General features: G+C 50.8%; 11 protein-coding genes and 1 pseudogene. 5 read left to right on the top strand and 7 right to left on the bottom strand.

The annotated features are described in order from the left end of the window. Nucleotides 1-78 precede the first annotated feature (78 nt). Nucleotides 79-621, top strand: coding sequence for a peptide-methionine (S)-S-oxide reductase MsrA (gene msrA / locus AT746_RS02395; protein ID WP_062475933.1), 543 nt, complete (start codon nucleotides 79-81; stop codon nucleotides 619-621). 22 nt (nucleotides 622-643) lie between these two features. Here the strand turns inward: msrA and AT746_RS02390 are convergent, their stop codons facing one another. From AT746_RS02390 to AT746_RS02360, 7 genes and pseudogenes are all read right to left on the bottom strand, one after another. Continuing rightward, nucleotides 644-3,628: a two-component regulator propeller domain-containing protein gene (locus AT746_RS02390; RefSeq protein ID WP_062475930.1), complete on the bottom strand. Its 2,985-nt coding sequence runs from the start codon at nucleotides 3,626-3,628 to the stop codon at nucleotides 644-646. Between the two features lie 58 nt (nucleotides 3,629-3,686). Then, nucleotides 3,687-4,544 (bottom strand): thioredoxin, encoded by an 858-nt coding sequence (gene trxA / locus AT746_RS02385; RefSeq protein WP_062475927.1) that lies wholly within the window; start codon nucleotides 4,542-4,544, stop codon nucleotides 3,687-3,689. A 45-nt stretch (nucleotides 4,545-4,589) separates the two neighbouring features. Continuing rightward, nucleotides 4,590-5,724: pseudogene (locus tag AT746_RS02380) on the bottom strand (5-(carboxyamino)imidazole ribonucleotide synthase). After that, on the bottom strand, nucleotides 5,721-6,212 hold the full coding sequence (gene purE / locus AT746_RS02375) for a 5-(carboxyamino)imidazole ribonucleotide mutase (RefSeq protein WP_062475923.1): 492 nt from the start codon (nucleotides 6,210-6,212) through the stop codon (nucleotides 5,721-5,723). Before purE ends, AT746_RS02380 begins: the two are co-directional and overlap by 4 nt. Before the next feature lie 87 nt (nucleotides 6,213-6,299). Continuing rightward, nucleotides 6,300-7,073, bottom strand: coding sequence for a substrate-binding periplasmic protein (locus tag AT746_RS02370; protein ID WP_062475920.1), 774 nt, complete (start codon nucleotides 7,071-7,073; stop codon nucleotides 6,300-6,302). A gap of 62 nt (nucleotides 7,074-7,135) precedes the next feature. After that, nucleotides 7,136-7,900: a substrate-binding periplasmic protein gene (locus tag AT746_RS20220; protein ID WP_062475917.1), complete on the bottom strand. Its 765-nt coding sequence runs from the start codon at nucleotides 7,898-7,900 to the stop codon at nucleotides 7,136-7,138. A gap of 65 nt (nucleotides 7,901-7,965) precedes the next feature. Continuing rightward, nucleotides 7,966-8,565 carry a carboxymuconolactone decarboxylase family protein gene (locus tag AT746_RS02360; protein ID WP_062475914.1) on the bottom strand — a complete coding sequence of 200 codons (600 nt, stop codon included), beginning with the start codon at nucleotides 8,563-8,565 and terminating at the stop codon, nucleotides 7,966-7,968. A 184-nt stretch (nucleotides 8,566-8,749) separates the two neighbouring features. Here AT746_RS02360 and AT746_RS02355 point away from each other — a divergent pair, with 184 nt between their 5' ends. The 4 genes from AT746_RS02355 (at nucleotide 8,750) to AT746_RS02335 (ending at nucleotide 12,399) form a co-directional block, all read left to right on the top strand. Then, a complete protein-coding gene (locus tag AT746_RS02355) occupies nucleotides 8,750-9,700 on the top strand; it encodes an ABC transporter ATP-binding protein (protein ID WP_062475912.1) in 951 nt (316 codons plus the stop codon). Continuing rightward, nucleotides 9,697-10,467 carry an ABC transporter permease gene (locus AT746_RS02350; protein WP_062475910.1) on the top strand — a complete coding sequence of 257 codons (771 nt, stop codon included), beginning with the start codon at nucleotides 9,697-9,699 and terminating at the stop codon, nucleotides 10,465-10,467. Before AT746_RS02355 ends, AT746_RS02350 begins: the two co-directional genes overlap by 4 nt. Further along, the gene (trmB, locus tag AT746_RS02345; protein ID WP_062475908.1) at nucleotides 10,467-11,150 is read left to right on the top strand and encodes a tRNA (guanine(46)-N(7))-methyltransferase TrmB; all 684 of its coding nucleotides are present in this window, start codon (nucleotides 10,467-10,469) and stop codon (nucleotides 11,148-11,150) included. The genes AT746_RS02350 and trmB overlap by 1 nt, the downstream gene beginning before the upstream one ends. Before the next feature lie 80 nt (nucleotides 11,151-11,230). After that, a protein-coding gene (locus tag AT746_RS02335) for an IS3 family transposase (RefSeq protein WP_156413604.1) occupies nucleotides 11,231-12,399 on the top strand; the annotation gives its coding sequence in 2 pieces (ribosomal slippage) (nucleotides 11,231-11,522 and nucleotides 11,522-12,399; 1,170 coding nt in all). Nucleotides 12,400-12,453: the final 54 nt, after the last annotated feature.

The raw sequence follows: 12,453 nt of genomic DNA, 5'->3' as shown, positions 1-12,453 counted from the left end.
AAGTTCACTTTGGATGACTTGAATATGGGTAATATCAGTCCCATTACCTTACTTTGACAACCTTTTGGGGAAGCCATCATGGCAAAGAATTTACAACAGGCAACATTAGCAGGTGGATGCTTCTGGTGTCTTGAGTCGGCCTTCAATGGCCTCAAAGGCATTGAGTCGGCTTATTCCGGTTATGCTGGCGGTCATGTTAAAGAACCATCCTATGAACAGGTTTGTCAGGCCGACACAGGTCATGCAGAAGTTGTCAGGATTACCTTTGATGCCGATGAAATCAGTTACAAAGAGCTGCTGGAGATATTTTTTGCCCTGCATGACCCAACGCAGCTAAACCGTCAGGGCAATGATATCGGACCGCAATACCGCAGCGCCATCTTCTACCACAACGATGAACAGAAAGAGCAGGCCCAGGCTCTGATCGACGAGCTGGATAAACAACAAATATGGCCAGGTAAGATCGTTACTGAAGTGACAGAAGTAAACAATTACTATCAGGCAGAAGATTATCATCAGGACTATTTTACCAATAATCCCCAGAACACCTATTGCAATATGGTGGTTGCGCCCAAACTGGCTAAATTCCGGCAGAAGTTCGCTCAGCGACTGAAAAAATAGCGCCGCAGACTATCCGGATTCATTATTGGTTGTCTGAACAGGCCACACAAACTCTGTTGCGGCCTTCATCCTTGGCCCGGTAAAGGGCATCGTCGGCACGATGCAGCAGATCTTCTGCACCTTCTCCTTCTCTAGCTTGTGCCAGCCCCAGGCTGCCGGTAAGCTCCAGTTCACCGACCAGCTCCCTGCAATCCAGTTTACTGATCGCCCGGCGCAAACGCTCAGCCAGCGCCAATGCATCTTCCAGGCTGGTATTGGGCAGCAATAAAGCAAACTCCTCCCCGCCCCAACGGGCGATGGAATCCACTTCACGACTGTTATCACGAATACATTGCGCAACCATGATCAGTATTTTGTCACCAATAGCGTGAGAAAATTTATCATTCACCTTCTTGAAATAATCCAAATCCAGCAAAATCAGACATAAAGGACTCGAATGACGTCTGGTTCTGGACAACTCGCGAACAATAGCCTCATCAAAGGCCCGCCTGTTGCCAAGACCCGTCAGTGAATCCTGTCGGGCCTGGAGCTCAAAGGCTTCAGACTGCTGACGAATTTTTTCAAGTAAATCTGATTTTTCTTTATCGGCCCGCTGCAACGATTCGGCTTTTTGCCGCAACTGAGCAGTCTGTTCGGCCACTGTATTCTGCAAGGTCGCTGCTGCACGTCGCAAACTGCTGAGCCTCCACCGGATCAGCCCACCAAGAGCAAGCATTAATGTAACCACCACCAAAACCCAGAAACCGGTTCGTTGCCAGAAAAAAGGCTCAATAGAAAAGCGAATGGATTCCTGCTCACTCCATTCACCATCCGGGTAGGACGCCATGACTCTGAATTCGTAGTCGCCAGGGGGCAAATTGGTAAACTCACTGCTGGTCTGGGTATTCCGGGACACCCAGTCATTATCAAACCCTTCCAACAGGGTACGGTACTGAATCTTGCTTGGCATCACGTAACCTAAGCCCGCATAACGGATTTCTATACGATTAGTTCCTGCCGGCAGCAATGGAACATTGGCTGGCAGATAGGACTTACCATCAGCGACCAGGCTTTCAATCACTGCAGGAGGCACGATAGCCGAAAATTCGGACAAGCGTTGTGGCTGTACCCTGGCCACGCCTTTGGCCGTGGCAATCCAGATACTGCCATCACTGGCTCTGATGGCCGCCGGATTTGAGCCACCATTTGCCTGGGAACTGACCATACCATCAGACTCGCCAAATAATTCATGCTCAAGCTCGCTGCGCTGTCCGAGGGCTACTTCTTTAGCATGTTGGCTATCAATTCTGACGATGCCACGGTTACTACTGACCCAGAAGAATCCCTGGTCATCTGCCAGAATCTGAAAGTACTTATCAAATGGCATGCCGGCATCAACGCCTACCAACCCAAGCGATTCAGTAGCGTAGTCATAACGCAACAACCCCCTGTCACTGGCGGCCCACAAAGCCTGGTTGTCCGGCTGCTGATATAAACCGAAAATAAACTCAGCCTGCTCGAAGGGCTGTAAATCCATTACCTGCAACTTCTCATCTTTCCAAAAGGCCAGTCCTTTGGCGGTACCTATCCAGATACGGCCATCGGGGGCATGCAATAATGATGAGATAAAAGGGCTGGGTAGATCCTGCTGTTGAGGTAAGGCCGTCACATCCTGGCCTTCAATAATGTTCAGACCATTGACTGTGCCTACCCACAGGGTTTTATCATCAACCGGAAGAATGGCTCGCACTTCATTCGAGAACAGTCCGCTGTCCCGGGTGAATACCTGTTGTACCTGCCCATCCTGCCAACGAGCCAGCCCCTGAGTGTAAGAACCGACCCAAACGGCATCATCCAGGCCCTGAGCCAGACTCAGCACACTGCTACTGACGATAGGCCCATCAAGAGTGCGAAACTTCTCATCCTGAAAAACATTCAGGCCCCGACTGGTACCGATATAAATTTCTCCCCCTTTGCCCTGCAAGAGAGTACGGACAAAATTGTCACTGAGCCCCTTGTCTTCAGTCAGGGCCGAAAAGGGAGCATCTCTTAACCTGAACAGGCCACCATTAGTACCCAGCCAGAGGCTGCCTTCACGATCGATAAATAAAGAAGTAATACGGTTGTTGGGCAACCCCTCCTCAGCGGACAAATGCTCCAGTTCGCCATCCTGAATTCTGAACAGGCCATCCTCTACGGTACCAATCCAGATTGTATCGTTTTCCTCCACCAGCATCTCCAGAACCGCTACACCGGAAAGCCTGGCGTCAAGGGGGGTAAACTGATGATCTTCAAGACGATGGACGCCGTTTTCTGTGCCGATCAACAACCGATCCTGACTGTCTACCTTGAGAGAAAACACAGGGCCTTGCGGCAAACCACTAAAACGACCATCGTCCTCAATGGCCTGCGCCTGTTCACCTGAAATCCTGAACAATCCGCTGGCCGTACCCACCCATAATGCACCGTTGCCGTCACTTACCAGGGCATAGACTCTTTCATTGGTAAGCCCTCTGGACGAAGCGAATGTAGTCCGGCTTCCATCAGAATGCTGTCGCACCACTCCGGTACTGTCTGTGCCAAGCCAGAGATTACCGGCGCTATCACAGTGCAACGCGCGAATCATCGAGCTGGATTCCTGCAAAACCCGCCAGTTTTCAGGGCGCACCTGGCTCAGTCCTCCCCGGGCGCTGCTCACCAACAGGTTGCCCTGGCAATCTTTACCCAGACTGAAAGTTCCGGTATCGGGTAAACCGGTCTGTTCGCCGCGCACGAAAATCTTCATATTGCGGCCGTTGAAACGGGCTACCCCTTCCCATGTGGCAAACCACAAATAACCATCTTCTGTCTGTTGAATACTGTTAATGGTGTTGTGAGGTAAACCGTCTCTGGTGGTCCAGCTTTCCTGGAAGAAATCGGTAAGCTTGCCCTGAGCGAATAACGTTGTTGGCAGCATTGCTAAGGCTAAGAACAGTACAATAGTACCGCCCGGTAATTTGTTTATACCTTTCTCAGCCTTTGACCACATTAACCCTATCCTTAAAACTGCACCCAGTTCTGCTTAACTTACGACAGCTCCTTTGCCATCAATAAAGTAAGCTATATAGCTTACGCCGATACTGGCTGGCCAGCGCATCCCCCTCGGGCAGTGCGTTGAGACTATCGAGCATAATTTTGCGGGCATCACCAAAATTCAGGTCTTTGCGCAGTACCTCCAGCAACAGGTTCAGCGCTTCCTCGGCCCGCCCATTTTGCTGCAACTGCACCGCCAGCTTGACTTTAAGCTCCATATTCTCAGGATCTTGCGCCAACGCCTGCTGCAGCGCCTTGATCTCAGGAGATTCTGCGGCCTCTTCGGCCAGCTCTATGCGCCCTCTGAGACTCTGATAGGTGGCATCCTGATCTACCAGCCCAATTGTTTCCATCAGTTCTTTCGCTTCGCTGACACGTTTGAGCTCAATATAACACTCGATCAATACAAACTTGATATCACTGCGCTCAGGCTCCAGTTCCAGGGCCTGTTTTGCCAGACTGAAGGCCTGCTGGACATCAGACTGGGCCAAAGCTGCACGAGCCTGCTCCAGCAATTCATCTGCTGGGCTGGGTAAATGCTTATCCAATAAGGCGCGAATCTCTGTTTCCGATTGCACTCCGGCGAAGCCGTCGACGGGTTGTCCATCCTTCACCAGGATCACCGTAGGCAGGCTGCGTACTCCAAACTGCATAGCGATCTGCTGCTGCTCGTCGCAATTAACCTTAGCCAAAATCAGACCATCCGGCCTTTCTGTTGCCAGTTTTTCCAGCACTGGCATCAGATTTTTGCATGGCTCGCACCAGTCAGCCCAGAAATCTACCATCACCAGTTTATGCTGAGAGGCTTCAAGGATTACTGATTGAAAATTATCGAGGTCGATATTGATAATGTTATTCGTTTGCTGATCCATCTGTGTTTAATTACCTGTTCTGCTTCAATCTCTGATTATTGCCCTTCAGGACAGCGTTTCGGCCTTACTTTCCAGGTGTGGAAAATGGCTTTGTGGAAGATAACCGGCCAGAGCCTGCATCGAAGACGCCAGGTCAGCATAGGTTTGCGCTGCGAGGTTGAAATGCCCCATTTTGCGCTTTTCTCTGACTTCTTTGCCATACCAATGCAGGTGACAACCTTTGACAGCCAGCATATCCCTGGCGAAAGAGGCGTAGCCGATAATATTGATCATGGCACAAACCCCTTGGTTACTGGTATCTCCTAAAGGCAGATCACATACAGCACGCAAATGGTTTTCAAACTGACAGGTATCCGCACTTTGCATAGTCCAGTGACCGGAGTTGTGTACACGGGGGGCAATTTCATTCACCAGTAAACGGTCGCCTAACTGAAAAAAACTCCACCGCCAGTACGCCGGTGTAATCCAAAGCCCCGGCCAGTGCAGTAAAGATCTCTCTGGCCTGCGCAGTCAGCTTATCGGTAATCCCTGGTGCAGGCGCCAGAGACACATGCAACTGGCCCTGATGATGAAGGTTCTCTGTCAGCTCATAGAAACTGATATCGCCTTTTTTGCTGCGCACTCCAACCAGCGACACCTCTCTGTCAAAGCTGAGCATTTTTTCTACCACCAGCGGCACTTTTTTCAGATCAAGTTCTGCCAGCTGTTGCTTCAATGCCACCAGGCCAGCCTTATCCTGTAATCGCCACTGACCATAACCATCGTATCCATCACGACTGGATTTCAGGATCAGTTTATCGCCCAGGTCGGCAACAACGCTGTCCAGTTGAGCAATGTCATCGACGATACGATGAGGACAGTTAGCAATGCCCAGCCGTTCGAGCAGGTGCTTTTCTCTGACCCGGTCAGCACCGGTCAGAATCGCATTAATACCCGGCATCAGTTTGCCACTGAGCTCGGCTTTTTCCAGCAGCACCTCCGGGACATGTTCAAACTCAACCGATATGGCATCAGCCTCTTCTATGGCCTCGTCCAGACTGATACTGTATGGATGTTTGTCCACCGGATTAACGACTTTCTGCGTGTTTACATCCACCGCAGAAACTTCAATACCGAGCGGACAACCAGCCAGATACATCATTCTGGCTAACTGACCTGAGCCGAAAATCAGCACTCTCATTCAGGTAACTCCAACTTCTGATTGGACAGCACCTTCTGAGTTTGTGATCGTCTGAAATCCTGCACCGCAGACCTGACCGCCTCATCATGAAGCGCAATGATCTGCGCCGCCATCAAACCTGCATTGGCGGCACCGGCATCACCGATAGCCAGGGTACCTACTGCAACACCCTTGGGCATTTGCACAATAGATAACAAAGAGTCCAGGCCATTCAGGGTGCGGGATTTAACCGGCACGCCAAACACCGGCAAATGAGTATGAGCCGCAATCATGCCCGGCAAATGGGCCGCGCCACCGGCACCGGCAATAATCACCTCAATGCCTTTATCCGCAGCAGTGACTGCAAACTCTGTCAACAGCTCTGGAGTACGATGTGCAGATACCACCTGGGCATCATACTCAACGCCAAGCTGCTTAAGCATCAGTGCAGCATTCTGCATTGTCGGCCAGTCAGATTGAGACCCCATAACAATTGCCACTTTTGACATTTTTGCTCCTCAGATTTGAAGGGCACCACGCCGCCCCTCTTAGTGAAAAAATAAAGGCGGGATTGTAACCCAAAAGGCGGCGCTATCCTAATCCCGCCAGTCTCTCAGACCATAGCGCTGCAGAATTGCTGATAACTCGCCAGAGGCTCTTAGATCAGCAATTCCCCTGCTCAGTGTCTCCGCCAACCCTTCAGATTCGGGCTTCGCCGGAGAGAAGGCAATATAGACCTTTGTATCGGTCTGCGAACTATCGATCATGCCGGCATTTATATAAGAAGCCCGGGAAGCCTGTTGTTCAATGTAATAACTGAATACCGACTCATCTTCCGCCATCACATCAATGCGACCGGCCCTGAGCATTCTGAGCCCCTGCTTGAGAGGTTCGGTTCCGAACAACACATGGATATAGTTTGCGTTTCTGGGATCGGCAATATATGCGTCGATTTGAGAACCATAGCTATAACCGGCACTGACACCCAACACCACATCAGACAGAGAAGATAAGCCCTGATATCGCCACGTTGTTCCGGGTATCGCCCACAACCCGGTACGCATTTCACCCTGTTCTATGGCCGGAAAAACAAAGTCAGGGGCATCCTGCAGACTTGCACCGATCACTGCATCAAACTCACCTTCACGGGTGCTTTGCACAGCGCGTCTCCATGGCATCAGTCTGTAGTCGACAGATATCCCCTGTGTGGCAAAGACCTTGCGGGCAATCTCCACCATAAAGCCAGGCTTATCGCTACCCGGTTCACAGTTATACGGACACCAGAGATCCGCTGCCAAAACCAGACTGTCTGCCTTAACCACACCGGTAAACAGCACCAGTAACAACGGGACATTGAGTAAATAGCGCATCTGACACTCTGTTTGGTTTCAGGTTAAACTTAAACAAATAAATTCGGCATTGAAAACAGCTATCAATTTTTGTCTCTGACCTGCAATGAGTCTGGTATTTCGACCTGCTCCCTGGCAGGTTTGAGGCTGGCCCAGAATCGCTCTATCCGCTGCTTGTTACGCCGATAATAATCCTTATTAAAGGGTATATGCCAATAAGCCTTAAGCAAAGTATCAGAGGTCATCCTGATTCGCTCATTCAAATGCAGTTTTTTGATTGCGCTAAGGCCAGTCTGAGTCTCTACCACATAGCCATCAATCTTTCCTGTAGCCACCATCTGCAGTCCCTGTTCAAGGGATAAGTCAAATGGCGCAAGTAAACCCAGTTCTTTGAGTTTGTAATAAGGTACATACCCAAATGGCGCGCCCATTCCCACCCTGGGTCTTTTTTGATACTGCTGAAATGAGAAGTCACTGTCTTTGGCAACGAAGAAAGGATATTCAGCCTCCCACAGAAAGTGTTCGGGCCGCTCCTCCTCTGCGCCTGCGGGATAGCGCATAGATTCCGCCCTTTCAGGAGTGTAAATTACACTAAAGGCAGCGTCGGCAGTTCCGGTTTCCACCATGTTCAGACAGCGGGACCATGGGCGCCGGGTATATTTAACCGATAGACCGGATTGCTTTGCGGCCCAACGTGAGAGCTGCAACAGATAACCTTCTGCAGGATCCTCTGCATCATTTCCCGGCAAAACCAGAAAAGGTTCGTAGTGTTCTGACTCGTAACATATATGAACCGGTACGGGGCTATCTGCAACGGTAAAAAAAGAGAATGTTATCAGCCAGCACATAGCTGTACAGCAGCTGAATCGTTTCAATCGGCCTCCTGATACACCTGACAGGTTAAGCTCTAAGTTTAGTCGCTCGGTTGGTGCTTGCCCTGCTGCCAGCCACCTTTGGCCAGGACTTTCTCAGCCAAAGCCCGGGGCACCGACTCAAGCTCTGTCGCCATAGAATCATTCCAGCGATTGAGAAAACCATACAGCGACACCGCTGCCAGAATCTCAACAATCTGATCGTCACTCCAGTGTTCTCTGAGCCTTGCCATGAGTTGGTCATCAACGGCATTGGGCACAGTTCCGGCCGCCAGAGCAAAATCCAGCGCCACGCGTTCCGCGTCTGAATATAAGGGGCTGGACTGGTATTTCCACAGCGCCTCGATTTTCTCCTCATTGACATCATGTAAGCCTGCCGCGACTAATGAATGTGCTTCACAATAACGGCAACCTGCGGCCCGGCTGGCAAAGTGGGCCAGCAGGCGTTTAAAACCCGCATCCACTTCACCATCCTCAGCCATCACAGCTTTGGTCAGGGCCCCGAATGCCTTGACGATCTGAGGCTTACGCTGCATGGTCAGCAGGCTGTTGGGCACAAAGCCCAGAATTCGCTCAAAAATAGCAAAATCCTCCGCCAGTTCGGGATGGCTGTCTGCGGAGAGGGGCGACATATGGCTCATTGCTTTACCTTATTATTATGAGGTGTTTATCCAGCCTACCACCCCCGGCGATAATCTCCAGTAACAGCTTGAATTTGATTAGCACCGGCCCAATAAAGGCTGTCATTGTTTGTTAACGTCCGGATTCATCTGTCGCCGGTGAGGTGATAGCGTATCTGCACAATCCGGATTCAAAGGTGTCCTTATGCTTGCTCTAGAAATCAGTGCCTTACGTAAGGTATATCGCGGCGGAACAGAAGCGCTCAAAGGCGTTGATTTAAGTGTGCAGGAAGGCGATTTCTTCGCCCTGCTCGGCCCAAATGGCGCCGGTAAATCCACTACCATTGGCATTATCAGCAGCCTGATCAATAAAACCTCCGGCTCGGTGAAAGTTTTCGGCGATGACCTGGAAACCGACCTGGTCAAAGCTAAATCCCATATCGGCCTGGTACCACAGGAATTCAACTTCAATCAGTTTGAAACCCTGATGCAAATCGTTGTGAATCAGGCAGGTTATTATGGCGTTCCCAGAGCTCTGGCCAAACAGCGGGCAGAGAAATACCTCAAACAACTGGATCTGTGGGATAAGCGCAATGCACCGGCACGGGAACTTTCCGGCGGCATGAAACGCCGCCTGATGATTGCCCGCGCCTTAATGCACGAACCCAGAATGCTGATTCTGGATGAACCCACAGCCGGTGTGGATATTGAGATCCGCCGCTCCATGTGGGTGTTTCTGAAAAAAATCAATCAGCAAGGCATTACCATCATTCTCACCACCCATTATCTGGAAGAAGCAGAAATGCTGTGTCGCAATATCGCCATTATCGACAAAGGGCAGATTATTGAGAACACCAGCATGAAAGGCCTGCTGTCCAAGCTTAACGTGGAGACCTTTGTTTTGGATTTGCCCCCGGACAGTATCAGGCCGACCCTGAAAGACTTCGAATACCGGCAAATTGACGATCACAGCCTGGAGGTGGATGTACCCAAAGCCAGCGGTCTGAATGCCGTGTTCAGCCAGTTGTCAGAGCAGGGCGTTCAGGTATTAAGCATGCGTAACAAGGCCAACCGGCTTGAAGAGCTGTTTGTCAGACTGGTGGAAAACGGACGGGCCGGGGATGCGTCAGTCAGCCAGGCAGGAGAAAATCGATGAATAGTTTGCAATTTACCGCCCTGCGTACCATCTGGATAAAGGAATGTACCCGTTTCCTGCGCATCTGGATCCAGACACTGGTACCTCCCGCTATTACCATGACTCTGTACTTTGTTATTTTTGGTAATTTGATTGGCAGTCGTATCGGTCAGATGGGCGGCTTCAGCTACATGGAATTTATCGTCCCTGGCCTCATAATGATGGCGGTGATCACCAGTGCCTATGCCAATGTATCGTCGTCGTTTTTCAGTGCCAAGTTCCAGCGCAATGTGGAAGAGTTACTGGTGGCACCGGTATCGAACTGGATTATCATTCTCGGCTATGTGGGTGGCGGTGTGACGCGGGCACTGCTGGTCGGCGCTCTGGTGACTCTGGTTTCGCTGTTTTTTGTGGATTTGCAGATTCATAATCCGCTGATGCTGTTACTGACACTGGTGCTCACGGCCACCCTGTTTGCTGCTGCGGGGCTGGTCAATGCGGTATTTGCCAAGACCTTTGACGATATCAGCATGATCCCCACTTTTGTACTTACCCCGCTGACCTATCTGGGCGGCGTGTTTTATTCCCTGACGCTGTTACCTGAATTCTGGCAATGGGTGAGTAAGGCCAACCCGATAGTGTATATGGTAAATGGATTTCGCTACGGTTTTCTGGGTGTTTCCGATGTAGGCATCGGCACATCTGTGGCGGTGTTAATTGGTTTTAATCTGCTGCTATTCACACTCGCCTGGAACCTGATCAACCGGGGAGTAGGGATCCGTAGCTGATGATGAGCGCTAACTCCAGAGTTGTCACGTCGAACCAGACTGGCCCCCATAAGAAACTGCCGGAGTTGGTAAAGCGTCACCTGGCAATGCCTTCCCGTAAACCCTTCAGTGAGCATACCCTGGCTGCTTTTGAACAGGCGCAATCCTGGCTGGATGACTGGTCAGGGCCACTGATCATGGACTCCTGCTGTGGGGTCGGCGAGAGCACTGCGGTGATTGCCGGGCTTTACCCTGAAGCCAGAGTAATCGGAGTAGACAAATCAGCACTGCGCACCGAAAAACATCAGCGGGGTTATGCCGCCGAACAGCCAAACTATCTGGTGTTGCGGGCCGACCTGAATGATTTCTGGCGTCTGGCTCATCAGGCTGGCTGGCGACTAAACAAGCATTACCTGCTTTACCCGAATCCCTGGCCTAAGTCCGTACACATTAAAAGGCGCTGGCATGGCGGCGCCGCCTTTGCCGATATCCTTAAGCTCGGCGGTGAACTGATTGTGCGCAGTAACTGGGCGCTGTATGTGGAGGAATTTGCCCTGGCTCTGCAAATTGCAGGCGTTGAAGCCAAACCACATCTCTACCATTCAGAACAGGCGATGACGCCCTTTGAGCGTAAATACCGGGCCAGTGGCCAGCAAAGCTGGCAGTTAGTGGCGGATCTGGGGAGGCGCTGGGGGAGTGATTAGTGATGAATGATGAATAAAAAGCCACCTTTCTGATCCGCCCCTAAGAAAGTAGACACCTTAATCAAAGAGGTAAGGTGTTTATGAAAGTCTTGACTAAACGGCATTACTCAGTGGACTTCAAATTATCTGTAGTACAGAAGTCCATTAGCTCACCAGATACGGTAAAATCCTTGGCGAAACAGTTGGGAATTCATCCCAGTATGCTATCCAGATGGAGAACCGAGTTGACCCGTCCACATGCGTCTACTGAGACAAGCGTTAAGAACGAAGGGCCGGAAAAAAGCTACCAGTCACTTGAGAAAGAGAACCGGCGCCTGAAAAAGGAATTAGAGCGCGCCAAGCTGGAGGCCGAAATCTTAAAAAAGGCGCAATCGTACTTCGCCACAAAGCTCAAATAAGATATGAGTTCATTGAGTGTTACCGCAGCCGACGTTGGCCGGTCACGCTCATGTGCGAAGTACTGCAGGTCTCTACAGCCGGTTTCTATAAATGGTGCAGAAGAGTCCCCGGTAAGCGAGAAGAAGCCAACCAGACGTTACTGGCGTTTCTGTTACTGACAGCCGAACAGGAAGAGGGCATACCGGGCTACCGCAAGCTCTGGAAGGCAGCGGTTGACGAGGGTTTTATCTGTAGTCAGAATCGCGTACAGCGGTTGCTACAAGCGTCAGGCTATCGTTCCCGTGCGAGCATGAAGCCAGGCTATCAGAAACCCCAGCCCGGTATGCCCGTGTTACCCAACCTGCTTAATCGGGAGTTTAAGGTAGGGAAACCGAATCATGTCTGGACCTCAGACATTACACAAATTCGCTGTGCAGAGGGCTGGCTCTATATTGCCGTGGTATTGGATTTATACTCGCGAAATGTTGTGGGATGGGCGGCCAGTTGTCTGAACAGTGCAGAGCTGGTTAAAAACGCTCTGCAAGGAGCCTGGAAAAAACGCCAGCCAACGGGAAGCTCACTGCTGTTTCATTCTGACCAGGGCTGTCAGTATCGCAGTGAAAAGGTCATCGCCTGGCTTCATAAGCGGCAGGTGACGATTAGCATGTCTCGTAAAGGCAATTGCTGGGATAATGCCTGTACAGAGAGCTTCTTCGCTCAGATGAAAAAGGAGTGGCTGAGCCCTCTGACGATCCAAAGCCGTGAGGAAACGCATTTACAGGCCAAGTGGTATATTGAAGAGTATTACAATACAGTAAGGCGCCATGGGACACTCAACGGAGTCAGCCCCATGGCTTTTGAACAACAGTAAACTACAAACAGTGTCTACTTTTCTGGGGGCATACCATTCGCTGAGACGCAGGGC

The sequence above is a fragment of the Lacimicrobium alkaliphilum genome (assembly GCF_001466725.1).
Lineage (GTDB): Bacteria > Pseudomonadota > Gammaproteobacteria > Enterobacterales > Alteromonadaceae > Lacimicrobium > Lacimicrobium alkaliphilum_B.
Note: the sequence above shows the minus strand (reverse complement) of the source record. Positions and strands in the feature narration are given on the sequence as shown.